Raw genomic sequence first — 16,729 nt, 5'->3', positions numbered from 1 at the left:
TTTTATAAATTTTTATTATTCTTTTATTAATAAGTTTTTCTTTGAGTTTCTATTATCTATTGTCACTATATTGCTTATGTACTTTAATTTTTATTTATTGATTTATACTTTTATCATCGTCTAATACTTTTTGTTCCATTTCTTTTCTGTATAATTTTAAGTCTTGTTTTAATTTAGGATATTTTATGCTCATTATTTGCATTGCCATCAATGCTGCATTTAATCCTGAATCTATCGTTACTGTAGCTACTGGTATTCCTTTTGGCATCTGAACCATAGATAGTAATGAATCCATACCATCCATAGTAGATGATTTTATTGGTAATCCAACTACCGGTATTAATGTTGATGCAGCAATAACTCCTGGTAAATGAGCTGCTTTTCCTGCTGCCGCTATTATCACATCAACTTCATCTTCTATTGATTCTATAAAAGAAACTAATTCTTTCGGCGTTCTATGTGCAGATAATATCCTTACAATTACTTCTACATCGTATTTTTTTAAAAAATTAATTCCTTCTTCTAACTTAGAGTAATCTGATTTAGACCCCATAACGATTGCAACTTTCATAATTTATTTGCCTCCATTAATAATATACTTATATAAATTTTAATTTTTCATCAAATTAAAAAGTCTTTATTAATTTTTAAAATTATTTTAACGAACTATACACTTGTATTTTATATTAACATTCATAGTTTATCAATATATTTTTTCATAGATTAAATTTTTTATTAGCAACACTATATGTTAATTAGATTTATTATTAATTTCAATTAAAATTACGAACATTCCAATTAAGCCTGTTATAATTTTAAAATTTAATTTTAAATTCTATTACTTAAAACTTTTAGTTTTATAATCCCTTGGTGATAATTTTGATATTTTATATTCTGAATTTATTTTTGTGAGATTTAGCAATCTTAATTTTTAATTACTAATAGATTGGTATGTTTGAAATACATCTGATATCTACATTTTACATCTTTTTTGATATATTGTGATATTTTTTTTAAACTTTTAAATATTTTTACTATAATAAAATCATTTTATATTATATTAAAAATCAAAAATAAATAGAATCAAAAAGCTGTTGCATAAAATCCCCTCAATTTATGCAACAGCTTTTCTCTATAATTCAAATCCCTTAAATACTTTTTTATAATTTTTATTTACTATGAGTCATTTACTTTAAGAATATAAATCTACATATAAATATTATACTCAATATTATTAATGAAATATTTATATCTTCTTTTTTATTAGTAACTAATTTTAATAAAGTATAAGATACTATACCGAATATTATTCCATCACCAACACTATTAGTAAGTGGCATTAATATAAATGTTAAAAACGCTGGTATAGCATTTGTATAATCGTCGAAATCAATATCTTTAAAACAACTTGCCATCATAACACCTACAATTACAAGTGCTGCTCCTGTGGCTTGTGATGGAATAGCTATAAATAGAGGTGCTAAAAATAAAGATAATACAAATAATATTCCAACAGTAAATGTTGTTAATCCTGTTTTTCCACCTTCGCTTATCCCTGCTGTACTCTCCATAAAACATGTAACTGTTGATGTACCAAGCATAGCCCCTATTGTAGTTCCGATTGCATCTGCCAACATAGCTTGTTTTGCTTTAGGTATTTTTCCATTTTCGTCGATTAATTCTCCTTTAGCAGCTACACCTACTAAAAATCCTACAGTATCAAATAAATCCATAAATAAGAAAGTAAATACTACTATCACCATATCTAAACTAAATATTTGCTCTACTGGAACTGTAAAAGCCTGCATAAAAGTAGGAGCTAATGATGGAATGTTAAATGATACTATTGCACTTGGCAAAGCGACTATACCTGTAATCATTCCAATTGATGATGTAAGCAATATAGATAATAATAAAGCTCCTTTTATATTTTTACATACTAATATCCCTGCTATAACTAGACCAGCTACTGTCAATATTACAAGTGGGTCATGCATATTTGCTAATGCTAATGTTCCACTTGCTGTACTTATAAGTCCCGCATTGCTCATTCCAACAGCAGCGATAAATAATCCCACCCCTGCTGTAACTGCATTTTTAAGATCATTTGGAATGCAATTTATTATCTGTTCTCTTAAATTTGTAACAGTTAAAATAATAAATAAAATCCCTTCTATAAATACACCCAATAATGCCATTTGCCATGTATATCCCATTTGTAAAACTACTGTATATGCAAAAAATGCATTTAGTCCCATCCCTGGAGCAAGAGCAATTGGATAATTTGATAAAAACGCCATAACAAAACATGCAACCGTAGCTGATAATGCAGTTGCAACAAATACTGCACCTGCATCCATTCCAGCATCTGCTAACATATTTGAGTTTACTGCTAGTATGTATGCCATCGTCATAAATGTAGTTAAACCAGCTATAACCTCAGTTTTGACATTTGTACCATGCTCACTTAACTTAAATACTTTCTCTAGTATACCTTTTTGACTTACTTTTTCCTGTGTAACTTGCATATCTCTCCCCCTTATAATTTGATACTTCTTTTATCAAAACTAGAAATAAATATAGTCTAGAAATGAAATATATAAATTTATTCAATTTTGAGGAGAGTCCAATTTTTAAACTATAAGGAATATATATAATATATTCTCTATAATTATAAAATTTTATTAAAATTAAAAAGTGCCTACTTCAAATAAAGTAGACACCACTAATATCTTATATACTCAAAGATTTCATTTTATACTCTTTCAATCAAAATAAATTTTAAATAAACTTAAAATTAAATTCTTTTATATTAAAAAAGTATAGAATAATCCCTTGGTTATCATGATATTTAGGTGGTGCTCTCGCGGAAGCTCTCCTAATAAAATTAATATTAAGCAGGCTTCCTGGCTTACAGATCAACGCGTTACTTCCCTTCTCACATACAAATGGCATGCAATGGATATATTAAGTATTGCTCCCTAGATTACAGTGACCGGATCGCTTAGGATTCTAACCTAATTTCCTTTTATTCAAATTTCTCATAAAATTTGACCACTTAATATCATAATAATATTCATTTCTATGATAAAATACTAACATAAGATGGAATTATTTGTCAATAAATCTTTTCACCATACAAGAGTGAGTTTTTTATTGGTTTATACTTAATTTTGTTGTTCTTATAAAGAGGTTTTATATATAATAAAAGTATAAATAAAAACCCTCTAAATATATTTAGAAAGGATGATAAACATATGAAAAACATGCATGATTTTTATTGCGGAACTATGTTTGATGCTTATGAGTTTTTTGGGGCTCATGTTAGTAGGGAGAATGGTATTAAAGGAATTATTTTCAGGGTTTATGCCCCCGATGCAAAAGAAGTACAAGTTATAAGTGACTTCAATGATTGGGATGGAAATAAGGGGAAAATGACACAAATAGGAAGTAGTGGTATATTTACTTACTTCTCAGAGGATGCTAAATTGGGGATGTATTATAAATATTTAGTATTTGACCAGTACGGTAATTGCGTAGAAAAAACTGATCCATATGCATTTTATATGGAACTTAGACCTAAAAATGCATCTAGAATTGTGGACTTAAGTACATATAAATTCAACGACCAAAACTGGATGGAAAACAGAAGTAAAAACTTAGATAGACCACTAAACATCTATGAACTTCACTTCGGTTCATGGAAACATAAAAGTAATGAAGAAGTTTCAAGGGCAAGAGTTATTAAACAATGTGCCAATGTAGGAGCTGATAATAGTATAAGTGCGGACAAACTTGGGCATGACCTAAAATTAGAAAACTATATAAATAGTGAGTACGATTTGAATCAACCGATAGATATTACAGAGAGATGGTTTAACTATATGGAAATAGCTCCAGAGCTTATAAAATATGTAAAGGAAAATAACTATACTCATATAGAAATCCTTCCTTTGTGTGAACATCCATCTGATTGTTCATGGGGATATCAAATAACAGGTTTCTTTAGCCCAACTGCTAGATATGGTAAACCTGAAGATCTAATGGCTTTTATTGATTTATGCCATAGGGAAAATATAGGTGTAATTATGGACTATGTCCCTGTTCATTTTGCGCTTGATTCTTATTCACTAGGAAGATTTGGCGGTGGTGCACTTTATGAATATCCAAGTCACGACACTGGATATACTGAATGGGGCTCTCATAGCTTTAATTATTACAGAGGCGAAGTAAAAAGTTTCCTTCAATCTGTTGCAAACTTTTGGATTGAAGTTTACCACATTGATGGTCTTCGTATGGATGCTATAAGCAACCTTATTTATTGGAAGGGCGACTCTAACAGAGGTATAAATGAAGGCGGTATTGAGTTTTTAAAAAATATGAACCAACACCTTCAAGAAAATCATAAAGATATTATGTTGATTGCAGAGGATTCAACAGATTATCCTAAAGTTACTGAACCTGTTGAAGATGGTGGTCTTGGTTTTGATTATAAGTGGGATATGGGATGGATGAATGATACTCTTTCATATTTTCAAAAATCACCTTGGGAAAGAAGACAAGCATATCATCAAATAACATTCTCTATGATGTATTTTTATAACGAAAAATTCCTTCTACCTTTTTCACATGATGAAGTTGTTCATGGAAAAAGAACTATATTAGATAAAATGTGGGGCTCTTATGAAGATAAGTTTAGACAAGCTAAACTTCTTTATACTTACATGTTTACACACCCAGGCAAAAAATTAAACTTTATGGGTAATGAACTTGGACATTTTAGAGAATGGGATGAAACAAAGCCTCTTGACTGGGATTTATTAAAATATCCTGCTCACGATTCTTTCCATAGATTTATATCTGATCTTAATGGTTATTACATTCATTCTCCTCTTTTATATAAAAATGAATACTCAGATAAATCTTATAAGTGGATTCAAGCTGATGATATGGAGAAATGTGTATATGTATATGAAAGAATTTATGGTGATGAGAGAATTGTTATTTTCTTAAATGCTTTTTGTGATGATTACGAAAATTATGAAGTTAGATTTGATGAATCAGTAAAACTTGAATTAATTTTAAATACTGACTGGCTAAAATACGGTGGTAAAAGTGAACAAATACCAGAAATAGTAGAATCTGTTGACCTTTGGCACCAAGATGCCGGACATCTACACTGTAAAAATACTCATACTCCACATGTTGATGTAAAATATACTCTATTAGAAAATCCAGTCCATCTTTCTAAGAAAGAATTAGCTGGTGCTGGCAAAAACTATCAAGTTTCAGTACATCTACCAGGATTCTCAGCCAAAATATATAGAGTTATAGAATAAAATTTAATCAAAAAGGGGTTCAAATAGTCTAAAAACTATTGAACCTCTTTTTATTTATACTTATTTATATCTAAGTTAATTTCTATCTTGCTGGATGTTCTGGTATAACAGCATAAAAAGTCAAATCATCATCACTATCATTTATCAATGTATGAGTATGACCTTGTGGGCAATAGTGACATAATCCAGCTTCTACCCTTTCTTCTTTCCCATCATATATTACTTTACCTTTACCAGATGTAAAAAATATTATTTCACTATTAGTTTCATGTGTGTGTTCCCCTATTGATGCCCCTGGTTCTAATCTTCCACCTAATATTTTATTATTTTCATCTACATTCATTTTTGCATTTAGTGCCTTTTCCCCACCTTTAAAATTAGCTAATGCTTTTTCTTCGATTTTGTTAAAATCTAATATCATTATTGTTGTCCCCCTGTTTTTTATTAACATATAAATTATGCTATAAAGATATTATAGTACACTTTATCTCTCAAACACAATTAACCCACACTCATATGGATGATCCATATAAAGAATTTCTTTTTTATCACTTTTATATCTCAATAATTTCAGTAAAATCGTCATATCTCCATAACCAGACAATATCATCAATTCGCCCATAATAAACCAAAATACTGAACCTGTAAATATCGAAATTAATGCTGGGATTATTCCTAAAACCACAGTCGGCATAATTCCACCGATAATATATTGAGATTTTGTAAGCATATCTTTGCAACAACAATAAGGTGTTAAACTACTTATTATTAATCCAAATTCTATAGATTTAAGATGATTTTTTGCGAAAATTGACCAAGTTATTCCATGTATCAATTCATGCAAAACAATTAATATTGCAAATACAACTAAGAATAATATAGGCTCTTTGAACGAAAATCTATAGACTCCGCTTTGATTTTGGTAGATAAATATTATAAATAGAAATATTATTATAGGTAACCCCAATACAAGCGCCATAATATTTGCATATACTACACTTATTGTTAAATCTTTTTCTTCATAACCTTGTTCAATTAATTCTTTTTTCTTCTCTTCGTACAATTTTTTTCGTTTTTCTTCACCCTTACTCAACTTCCTCTTTTCTTTTTCCATATACTCCTCCTAATTTAGCCTTATAAATTATGTAATATCTAAAAATAGTATATAATCACGAGAATTATATACTACTTTTAGTAAAATATATTATCTATATTCTATTTTAACATTTCCTATATCACTTACTGCTTTTATAGTGTATTTAGGATTTTCCCCATATTCACCATAAAAACTTTCACCATTTTTAGAAATATTATTAAAATTAATATCTATTTCATCAGGATTTTTACTTGAGTCAAATTTAAAACTTAAATCTCTAGCTATACCTAAATCTACATCACCTATATCAGAATTTATGTTTATATCTTGATTTATTCCAGTTATATCACATTCTATATCTCCTACATCAGATTTTATACTTCCGCTACCATCAATATTTTTTATATCAATGTCGCCAGTATCATTAACTATATTGAATCTTTGACATTTTATTTTCTTATTTAACTCTATATCTCCTATATTGCTTGTTATATTAAAATTATTTAGATTTAAATTTTTATTAGAAGTAATATCTCCTATGTCTGTTTTTATAGATATATTTTGAGTATATGATTTAGGAATTTGAATCTCGATTTGGTTAGTTGTATTCTTTAAAAAGTGAATTTTAGTATTTTTTTTGCTTGCAATTTCTACTGTTGTATCATCTTGATCTAGTTTTATATAATCTTCACTTTTTATATTTTTATTAGATTTAATTGTTATATAGATATTGTTGTCCTTGCTTTCAAGTAATTTTATTTGACTATCATCTATATCTAAATTTATATCTTTTAGTTTTTCTGTATTATCTACTGTATATGTTTTTATAACTTTCATATTTTTACTAGATGGGTGATTAAATAAATTATTTAAGCTAAATGCATCCTTTTTTAATTACTACAGATAAAAATACAGTGAGTACAATTGCAACAACCGACCATGCTATAATTTCTATTTTTTTATAATCTTTATCACTCATAGCTACATCTCCTTAATTTCAAAATAGGCCTTTACTGCTCTTTGTACTGCTCCACCTATTAAGAAAATTATCCATGTTATCCACCATTGAAATGTTAAAAAACTCACCAATAAATATATTGTTACTGTTATTGCTGTGATTACACTTTTTATTGATTTATATGCTTTGTAATTTCTTGATTTTGTACTTTGCCACTCTTTAAAATCTTCAACAATTGTATCTTCTTGTTTTTTATATTTAGTATTTACCATGTTTGAATATATAATTATTCCTGTTGCTGCTGCAATAAATACAAACATTAAAACTATACCTACATCTTCTTTTCCAAAATTATCAGCAATAATCACGCATACTGGCGATAATATATATAACATTACTGATATAGCAATATTTCTAGCACGTTCTTTTCTCTTATATCTTTCGCTACTAACTTAATATTTTCTTTTCCTTCAAGTCCCTTTTTTAAAGTAGAGTCTAGGATATATTCTGATTTTCCAAGACTCTCTCTATCTCTATTGAGTCTTCAGTTTCAGTGATTTCCATACCATATACACCGTTTGGATTTTTTTCAGTTACTGTTGTGCATGAATTTTTCCAAAACTCCACACACCCATCTTTAAACATTTTAGCTAGCCCTGGATGTGTCTTACTTTTTTGTTCAGCTTCTTCCCATGTATTGACCATTAATTCATCTGTGCTGTATATATAGTTTTCAAAACTTTCCCATGAACCTATTTTTGTCCTCCCGAAAGACTCATATGGTGCCTATCTTTATATTCTAATAGGCCTAGCATATCCAATATATTTTCATAATCTACAGGATTTTCTATGCCAAGAAGTACCTCATCTTTTACACTATCACTAAATAATTGATAATTTACATCCTGCATAACCATAAAACTTTTTTTTCAATAGTTGTTTTCTATTAATCCTTTTTTTATTGTATTTTATTTCTCCACTTATTGGTTTTAATATTCCACAAAGAGTTTTTACAAAAGTACTTTTTCCTACGCCGTTTTTCCCCATAATTCCAACTATTTCACCTTTGGAAATATCGAATTTATTATTATTCAATAACGATTATCATTGTCGTATTATTCCAACTTATTTTTGTAAATATTTACATATAAAGATAATTTTCGCTCATAAAAAAAGTAGGTTTAGTTAACCTACTTTTCTATAATTTATTTATACGCCTTGCTTTTCTTTATTGTCATTCCTATAATTATGCCAGCTTTCATTCCAAAACATATACAATAAGAAATACTTATTACACCGAAATTATATATAAGTGATGATCCTCTACTTCCTAAAGATTATTTTTTGAACATTTAATTGATTCTCTACAATAAGAAACTGTTTGAACTAACCATATAATTGTAACCATTACTAGTGGCATAATTCCAAAATCAAAGAAATCATATCCAATTACACATATTATCCAAAGTATTAAGCATGTATTAGTAACTGATTTATGGGCTTTAAAAGAACTTTTGTATATATTTAATTTTATTGCCTCATCACAGCTATCAATCCATTTTTTGCTAAATTTAAAATCATATACACTACCATTTAAAAATGGATTTATTTCTTTTTCTAAGTTAACAACCTTATTTTGAATTAATATAGTTGATAATATACATACTACGAACCCAATGAAAAATGAAATTACTTTTGCATATGAGTCTTCAGATAATAATCCCATTCCAGCTCCAAAGAAGAAGAATCCAATTATTAAATTTACTGACGCAAATAATAATACGTATGATAATTTTACTTCTATATTATCTATAATTTCATCTTGTTCATCTGATTGATTCCATAATTTTAATTTTTTTCTTGAGCTATTATAAACAATAACACTCACTATTGTTACTAATATAGATAACACTAAACTTGCATAAGGTGTAATTGTCATAAGTATATTTAGAAGAAAATCTGATAACTCATCTCCTATATGTTTTTGTAAATATATAGAGCCTCCACCTATTATAGCTCCTCCCATCGCTGATATAATCATTACAATGATAAAACTTTTAAAAGCCTTCTTATCTTCTTTTTTAATTTCTTCTACACGATTATTATTCATTTATTTTTCCTCCTCATAACTGAAAATATCTTCTACACTTACATTTAAGACTTTCGCAATCTTAAGCGCTAGTGTTACTGATGGTGAATAATCACCACGCTCAATTTGACTAATTGTTTGTCTCGATACTCCGACTAAGTTTCCCATTTCTGTTTGGTTTACTTTTATCTTTGCTCTATATTCTTTTAAACGATTATATAATGGCATATAACCCCTCCTGACTATTATTTTTGTCATTATGACAATTATTATTGTCATAATTAATGATATGATATGACAAGCATAGTTGTCAACTATTATTTAATATTTTTTACAAAAAAATAAGCAGCCTGTATAGACTACTCTTTTAGTTATATATTTTTAAATTTATTTTTTAAAAGCATTAATTATGTTTGATAAAAATTCTATCTTATCATTAAATTCTTCTTCATTACAATTTATAACAGCCATTTGACCACCTATAAAAAATTTTGTAAATAAATTAACATCTTCTACTTGAAGTTCTCCCTTATCTACTTTATGTTGAATATACTTTTTCATAGGTCTTTCTATTTCTTTTGACATGTAAAATTCTAGTTGTTTGTGGAAAATTTCATTATCTGTCTTATCAAAGAACTTTTTATACTTGTAATTTTCTTCTCCTTGTATCATAACCCTTTTTAATTTTTTTATTATCTCATCTAAAGATAAATCTATTTTACTAAATAAAATCAAAAATGGCTCGCTACATTCTTTAGCATATTGGGTTACTGCTGTTTCATATAATTCATGCTTATTTTTAAAATAGTGATAGCACAAACCAGGTACCACATCAGCTGCCTTTGCTATATCCTTCATTGTTGTTGTCTCGTATCCCTTTTCTGCAAAAACTTGCATAGCTACATCTATAATTTCCTGTTTTCTTATTTCTGGATCTTTTGATACCCTCATTTTGCCCCCTAATTCCCTGTTTTAATTTTTACACTATGATAGTAGCACTGTGTTGAATATGTGTCAACGAATTTCATTCTAATTTTTTCCACAAACAATAACCCCCTATATATAAAATATATAGGGCTCCTTTTAAATCTATTTATAAACTTCTCATTTTTTCTAGTTGATTAAATACACTTTTCATATCATTTCTTATTATTTGTTGTTGAATTTTAAACATCTCTCTATAAAATTTAGTATTTTCTTTATTTGGAGTATAAACTTTTTTAACTTTAACTACATCTAAAAGTGCTTTTTTCAAATCGTGTATGTCACCTACTGCATAAGCGGCAAGTATTGCATCCGAAAGTACTGCACCTTCGACATTTTCTAATGTTACTACTTCACTTCCTAGCATGTCGGCCTTAATTTGATTCCATAAAGAACTTTTGCTGCCGCCTTCTGTCACAACAATTCTATCTAAATTACACCCTGCATTTCTATACATGTCTGCAACATAAATATAATCATAACCTATCGCCTCAAGCACAGCACGCCACATAATTCCTTGGTCCGTATTTGTTGTCAAATTTAAAAACGCTCCACTGGCATTTTCTATTCCTACAGAACCACCTTGTAGATAAGGAAGAAATAATACACCTTCACATCCTGGCTTAACTTTTTCAGCCTTTTGTTGTAGTTCATCATAATAAGAAGATTCACCAACCTTATCACAAATATTATCTCTAAACCATCTAAGCGATAACCCGCCAGTTCTTATGTATCCCCAGTAAAAATAAGTATCTGGCAATGTTCCACTACAGAAAATTAGACCAGAGTCTTTTGTGCTCAATTTTTCATTTATTTGATCTGTTGTTACAGTAAACATTGAACAAGTCCCTGCTACATCAGATGCCATGTTTGGATTTATTATTCCGCAAGCGATATTAGATTGCATTGTATCACCTGCACCTGCTACGATAGGTATTCCAGATGGTAATCCCAATTTTTCTGCCATTTCATCACATAGATTCCCTACAATATCCCATGGCTTAACTATTTTAGGCAACATCCTCATAGGTATATCTAAAAGTTTCATTTGCTTTTCTGACCATTTTTTATTTATAACATCATAACCAAGCGCCCATCCCGAAATAGTCGCCCAATCTATAAATGCATCATCAGCTTTTAATCCTGCTAATTTTGCCAAAACATAAGGTCCATTATTCAAAAGTTTTGCACCATTTTCTCTGAACCCTTCTATATTTTTTAAAAACCAACGCGCAAATAATGGTGGATAAAACGAATCTACATACGCATTTCCACTTTCACTTGCCCATATATTTTCTACATTTTCATTTAACCATTTTGCATCTTCTTTTGTTCTAGAATCTAGATAATTTATGTATGGAGTTATAGGGTTTAAATTTTTATCTACACCTACAATCCCACAGATTACACCATCTCCACAAATAGCTCTTATGTCTTTGGGATATATACCACTAGCTTCAATACAGTATTTTATACCTTCAATTACACCATCTAAATAATCATCGATATCCATTTCAAGCCACTCTGGTTTTGGACATTTTAAATTAGTTGCTATTTGTGTTTTTGCCATACAAACCATATCATCCCTATACAAAGCTGTCTTTGTACTTTGAGTTCCACAATCAAATCCAATATAATACTTCGTCATTTACTATGCCTCCAAATTTCTTATATCTTCGGATTAAAAAAGCTCGAAGAAAATATCTCCGAGCTACATATTACCTAAATTCTAAAACATTCTTCTCTCATCCAGACTTTACTGTCGGCTTTGGAATTTCACCAAATCAACTATAAAAATAGTTCGCGGGCTTTACCGCCGGTAGGGAATTTCACCCTGCCCCGAAGACATATATTTTTATTTATAATTTGATGGTAGTATTCTTATAAATATATGTCAATAAAAACATTTTAAAGAGGAAAAGGGAGGTTTAAAAAATAGTTGCCTATTTTTTATCCTCCCTCGATATGGCTTAAATCTCTCTAAAGTTTTATTTTTTGAACACTTTTATTTACTTTTTTATTTTTTAACTTTTATTTTTAATTTTTATTTTTCGGTTTTAAAACAATATAAACTATATTTACATATTAAACATATATTAGTAGTATTTATAAAATACTATATGTATTAAAAATATTTCTATTCTTACATCTACTCTCTTTTTTGAATATATTTAGTGTTTTATATTTTTATTATGCTTGTGCTATTTTTTTACCATAAGCTTTACACTCGTCACAAGCGTCTCCTTCTGGCGTTTCATTAACTGTTAATCCTTCTTCTGATATTAAAACTGCACCAGCCGCTTTAGCATCAGCTTCCCAATCTCTCATCCAGTCACATTCTCCCCATCCATAAGATCCGAATAATGCTACTTTTTTACCATTTAATTTTGGTTTTATTGATGAATACATTGGTTCAAATTCTGAATCCTCTAATTCTTCATCTCCCATTGATGGGCAACCTAATACTATTTTTTCATAATTATCTACATCATCTATTCCAAAGCAATCACTTGTAGCTACTTCAACTTCAGCGCCTGCTTCTTTTATACCATCAACTATTAAATTAGCCATTGCTTCTGTGTTTCCTGTTCCACTCCAATATACTACTGCTATTTTACTCATTTTAAATTTCCACCTTTCTTTGATTATTAATCTTTGTTGTGAATTATTTATATTTGATATTAATTATCATTATCTTGATTTAAATTATAGTAAGTCTGTCTTAATCTGTCAATCACTTTTTCCTAATTTATTTTTATTTTTTATAATAAATAAATAAAACGGTTGGTATTGCTATACTTATAGATATAATTTAATTTTAGAAAGATGTGATTTCATGAAATTTATCCCTAATATTCTCTCATCATTTAGAATATTTTTTTCCCTATTTTTAATTTATTTAAATCCTAAAAAATTATTATTTATATTTATTTATATAATTTGCGGAATTTTAGATGTATTAGATGGGTTTATCGCTCGAAAATTTAATGCAACAAGTAAACTTGGGGCAAAATTGGATAGTATACCTGATATGATTATGATTTTTGTTATTTTATTTAGATTCGTACCTACTATGGGTTTAAATTTATTTATGATTTTCATAGTTGCTACTCTAACTGCAATTGAAGAAATTTTAATAGATTTAACTATATATTCTTTGGATTTAGATAGAAAATTTTATTTTAATATAAAGTAAGTCCGAGAAATTATAAAATAACTCGGACTTATTTTTATTTTATTGCCCTAATATTGCAGCTCCAATTATTCCAGCATCATTGCCTAAAGTAGCTATTACAATATCTGCAAACTCCTCTTCTTTATAAACAAGATGCCCCCTTACCATCTCTTTTAATCCATCTAAGATAATATCTTCTGATTTAGATACGCCTCCACCTATTGCGATTATTCCTGGATCTAGAGTATTTACTATATTTGCTATTCCTTTAGCTAGATAGCTTTTGAATCTATTTATAACTAATATTGCTACTTCGTCATTTTGTGCATATGCATCAAAAATCATCTTTGCATTTATATTAGATAAATTATTTTCACACATAGCTAGTATTGAACTTTTATATCCTTCTTCCAGAAGTTTTTGAGCATATTTTATAATTGCTGTAGCTGAGCAGTAACTTTCAAAGCAACCTTCATTTCCACAGTTGCATTTATACCATCCATCTCCAATAATCATATGCCCTATTTCAGAACCAACACCATGAACACCACTAAACGGTCTTCCATTTATAATAATTGCTCCACCTACTCCAGTTCCCAACGTAAGAACAACTGATGTGTCTGTATCTTTTGTACTTCCAAACTTACTTTCTGCTAGACCTGCAACAGTAGCATCATTGTCAGCAAAAACATCAAATTGTGGAAAACTTTCTTTTAATTGTTGTATAAAGTCGACTTTTTTCCAATTTAAATTTACACAATTCGCCTTACCATGTCTGTCTATATAACCAGGTATTCCAAATCCTATAGATTTAATTTGCCCATGTTCTATATGATTTTCGTTTATTATATTTTCAATTTCAAATTTAATGTCTGCAATAATTTTATTAAATCCACCTTTTACATCTGTCTCACATGTACTTCTATAAAGAATATCGCCTAGTTCGTTTACTACTCCTATTTTTATTCCTGTTCCTCCAACATCTACGCCTATACTATACATAATATTTCCCCTTCTAGTTAATTTTTTATTTTGTTATTCTCTCTAATTATTTTAATGCATTTTTTATTGATATACTAGTTTTTCTGACTTTTTTATTTCTACAGTGTTTGAATTTAATGTTGTAGCTTCTCCAATATCTGATAATCTATCATCATGAAGTGCATTTACTAATTTGCCATTTATCGCAAAATCCATATTATACACACCTTCTGCTATGACAGTATTTATCGCTACTGTATCAGTTACTTCTGCAATGAATCCAACTTCACCTAGATTATTGAAACAAATTATTTCATCCCCATCTTGTATATTTCTCTCTAGTGCATTTTTAGAATTTATCTTAACTTTTATTTTTCCCCTTTGTTTTATCACTTTATCTTTTTCTAAAAATATAGAGTTTAATGTTTCACAGCTTGGAACAGCGACTAAATTTAGTGGATATTCTTGTCCTATATTTTCTATATATCGTGGAATTCTTTCTTCCATTTCGTCATTTATAATTTTTATTTTGCCTGATTTATTTTTTATATCTAAACGGTTTTCAAATGGAGTTGAAACTGCTCCTCCGCTTCTTAAAATATCTTTTTGAGTCTTATCTAAGTCGTCTACTTTTTCTAATGATTTTTGAATTAATTCATCAAAAATTTCTCTTTCTGTTTTATAAAAATAATCGTCTTTATAACCCATGTATTTTGCAAGTAAACTGAAAGTTTCCCAGTTACTTTTGCACTGAGACGGCGGTTGTATAATCTTCTTTGCAGTTGCTACAGTACAATATCCATAAGAAGTATATACATCATCTTGTTCAACAGAAAAAGTAGCTGGTAATATTATATCTGCATATTTTGCTGTATCAGTTATAAACCTTTCATGTACTACTGTAAATAAATCATCTCTCATAAGTCCTCTAATCATTTTATTTTGATTACTGATAGAGCCTACTGGATTTGATGCATATACAAATACACTTTTTATTGGATTTTTTTCGTCTACTAAGGCTGATGAAACTTGATTTAGATTTACCATCCTCGCATTATTTTCTCTAAAATCTGGGCGAGCAACTATATCTGTATCTATATATGATGAAGATGTCGGTGATGTCCCACATATACCTCCACCAGGATATTTTATAGCTCCTGTAAAGATTGATAATATTGTTATAAGTCTAACTGTCATTCCCCCATTTGTATATCTAGAGTTTCCACTTCCAAGAATAATGGCTGGTGATTTTGCACTTGCATATTCTCTTGCTAAATTTATAATTATATCCTTTGGAATACCAGTTATACCCTCTGCCCACTCTGGTGTATATTGTTTTAATGTTTCTTTAAATTCTTCGTATCCTTCTGCTTTTTCCAATAAAAATTGTTCATCTTGTAGATTTTCCTTAACCATGACGTTCATCATAGAAAGTGCCAATGCCCCATCTGTCCCCGGTTTTATTAATATGACTTGGTCGCAGTAGCCTTGCATTGGTTTTGAATAAGTTTCTATAAGAACGACCTTTTTGCCTAATTTTCTCGCATTAATAATGTCTGGCAATGCTTGAATACGCGTTGCCTTCATGTTGCTTCCCCAAACTATATAGTAGTCACTATCTTTTAATTCTCTTGGATCTAATGCACCAGTATTACCCATAACAGAGTTGTATCCCGCCACTTTTGCTGATGAACATAATGTTTTTATCAGAGAACATGCACCCATTTTATTAAATAATGCATCTCCACAATTTCTATGAATTACACTCATAACTCCAGAATAATAAACTGGTAAAATTGCACTTGGTCCATCTTTATCTATGATTTCTTTCCACTTGTTAGTTATTTCTGTTAATGCTTCTTCCCATGTTATTTCTTTAAACTCGCCTTGTCCCTTTTTTCCGGTTCTTTTTAACGGCGTTAGGATTCTATCATTTGAATGAATAGATTCTTCATAATTTCTCATCTTCCTACAAATTACACCTTGTGTCGCTGGATGATTTTTATCTCCCTTAACATTTATTATTTTTTTGCCATCTGTTTCTACAATTAAGCCACACGACGTTGGACAGTCATATGGACATATTGTCTTTTTAATCTGCATTGTA

General features: G+C 29.1%; 17 protein-coding genes and 2 riboswitches. Of the genes, 2 read left to right on the top strand and 15 right to left on the bottom strand.

Going from position 1 to position 16,729, the window contains the following annotated elements:
- Positions 1–94: 94 nt before the first annotated feature.
- Together purE and ABCM86_RS07240 are read right to left on the bottom strand one after the other, a co-directional pair.
- On the bottom strand, positions 95–571 hold the full coding sequence (gene purE, locus ABCM86_RS07245; RefSeq protein WP_295677558.1) for a 5-(carboxyamino)imidazole ribonucleotide mutase: 477 nt from the start codon (positions 569–571) through the stop codon (positions 95–97).
- 616 nt (positions 572–1,187) lie between these two features.
- Positions 1,188–2,528 carry an NCS2 family permease gene (locus ABCM86_RS07240; RefSeq protein WP_343003755.1) on the bottom strand — a complete coding sequence of 447 codons (1,341 nt, stop codon included), beginning with the start codon at positions 2,526–2,528 and terminating at the stop codon, positions 1,188–1,190.
- Between the two features lie 350 nt (positions 2,529–2,878).
- Positions 2,879–3,077, bottom strand: a riboswitch (cobalamin riboswitch).
- A 180-nt stretch (positions 3,078–3,257) separates the two neighbouring features.
- Here ABCM86_RS07240 and glgB point away from each other — a divergent pair.
- The gene (gene glgB / locus ABCM86_RS07235) at positions 3,258–5,339 is read left to right on the top strand and encodes a 1,4-alpha-glucan branching enzyme (RefSeq protein WP_343003754.1); all 2,082 of its coding nucleotides are present in this window, start codon (positions 3,258–3,260) and stop codon (positions 5,337–5,339) included.
- A gap of 82 nt (positions 5,340–5,421) precedes the next feature.
- On the opposite strand, the gene ABCM86_RS07230 is transcribed toward glgB, so the two are convergent.
- The 11 genes from ABCM86_RS07230 to ABCM86_RS07180 form a co-directional block, all read right to left on the bottom strand.
- Positions 5,422–5,760 carry a cupin domain-containing protein gene (locus ABCM86_RS07230; RefSeq protein WP_195929423.1) on the bottom strand — a complete coding sequence of 113 codons (339 nt, stop codon included), beginning with the start codon at positions 5,758–5,760 and terminating at the stop codon, positions 5,422–5,424.
- Between the two features lie 63 nt (positions 5,761–5,823).
- A complete protein-coding gene (locus tag ABCM86_RS07225; protein WP_343003753.1) occupies positions 5,824–6,453 on the bottom strand; it encodes a DUF3267 domain-containing protein in 630 nt (209 codons plus the stop codon).
- 90 nt (positions 6,454–6,543) lie between these two features.
- The gene (locus ABCM86_RS07220; RefSeq protein ID WP_343003752.1) at positions 6,544–7,272 is read right to left on the bottom strand and encodes a DUF4097 family beta strand repeat-containing protein; all 729 of its coding nucleotides are present in this window, start codon (positions 7,270–7,272) and stop codon (positions 6,544–6,546) included.
- Between the two features lie 144 nt (positions 7,273–7,416).
- Positions 7,417–7,788 carry a hypothetical protein gene (locus ABCM86_RS07215; RefSeq protein WP_343003751.1) on the bottom strand — a complete coding sequence of 124 codons (372 nt, stop codon included), beginning with the start codon at positions 7,786–7,788 and terminating at the stop codon, positions 7,417–7,419.
- 100 nt (positions 7,789–7,888) lie between these two features.
- Positions 7,889–8,098 (bottom strand): hypothetical protein, encoded by a 210-nt coding sequence (locus tag ABCM86_RS07210; protein WP_343003750.1) that lies wholly within the window; start codon positions 8,096–8,098, stop codon positions 7,889–7,891.
- A gap of 177 nt (positions 8,099–8,275) precedes the next feature.
- Entirely contained in the window at positions 8,276–8,488 is a 213-nt protein-coding gene (locus ABCM86_RS07205; protein ID WP_343003749.1) for an ATP-binding cassette domain-containing protein, read from the bottom strand.
- 235 nt (positions 8,489–8,723) lie between these two features.
- On the bottom strand, positions 8,724–9,503 hold the full coding sequence (locus ABCM86_RS07200; RefSeq protein ID WP_195929428.1) for a DUF3169 family protein: 780 nt from the start codon (positions 9,501–9,503) through the stop codon (positions 8,724–8,726).
- A complete protein-coding gene (locus tag ABCM86_RS07195; protein ID WP_195929429.1) occupies positions 9,504–9,710 on the bottom strand; it encodes a helix-turn-helix transcriptional regulator in 207 nt (68 codons plus the stop codon).
- Positions 9,711–9,869: 159 nt separating this feature from the next.
- Entirely contained in the window at positions 9,870–10,433 is a 564-nt protein-coding gene (locus ABCM86_RS07190) for a TetR/AcrR family transcriptional regulator (protein WP_195929430.1), read from the bottom strand.
- Positions 10,434–10,575: 142 nt separating this feature from the next.
- Entirely contained in the window at positions 10,576–12,114 is a 1,539-nt protein-coding gene (locus ABCM86_RS07185; protein WP_343003748.1) for an FGGY-family carbohydrate kinase, read from the bottom strand.
- Between the two features lie 85 nt (positions 12,115–12,199).
- A riboswitch (FMN riboswitch) is annotated at positions 12,200–12,317 on the bottom strand.
- Between the two features lie 339 nt (positions 12,318–12,656).
- Positions 12,657–13,088: a flavodoxin gene (locus ABCM86_RS07180; RefSeq protein WP_343003747.1), complete on the bottom strand. Its 432-nt coding sequence runs from the start codon at positions 13,086–13,088 to the stop codon at positions 12,657–12,659.
- Between the two features lie 214 nt (positions 13,089–13,302).
- Here ABCM86_RS07180 and ABCM86_RS07175 point away from each other — a divergent pair, with 214 nt between their 5' ends.
- Positions 13,303–13,662 (top strand): CDP-alcohol phosphatidyltransferase family protein, encoded by a 360-nt coding sequence (locus ABCM86_RS07175; RefSeq protein WP_343003746.1) that lies wholly within the window; start codon positions 13,303–13,305, stop codon positions 13,660–13,662.
- 39 nt (positions 13,663–13,701) lie between these two features.
- On the opposite strand, the gene ABCM86_RS07170 is transcribed toward ABCM86_RS07175, so the two are convergent.
- Positions 13,702–14,643, bottom strand: coding sequence for an ROK family protein (locus ABCM86_RS07170; RefSeq protein WP_343003745.1), 942 nt, complete (start codon positions 14,641–14,643; stop codon positions 13,702–13,704).
- A 63-nt stretch (positions 14,644–14,706) separates the two neighbouring features.
- Complete coding sequence (locus tag ABCM86_RS07165; protein ID WP_295763614.1) at positions 14,707–16,725, bottom strand: molybdopterin-dependent oxidoreductase; 2,019 nt, start codon at positions 16,723–16,725, stop codon at positions 14,707–14,709.
- Between the last annotated feature and the right edge of the window lie 4 nt (positions 16,726–16,729).

The organism is Clostridium sp. 2218st1_F5_2218SCRN_220325, assembly GCF_039062665.1.
Lineage (GTDB): Bacteria > Bacillota > Clostridia > Peptostreptococcales > Peptostreptococcaceae > Intestinibacter.
This window is presented reverse-complemented; position numbering and strand designations above follow the sequence as displayed.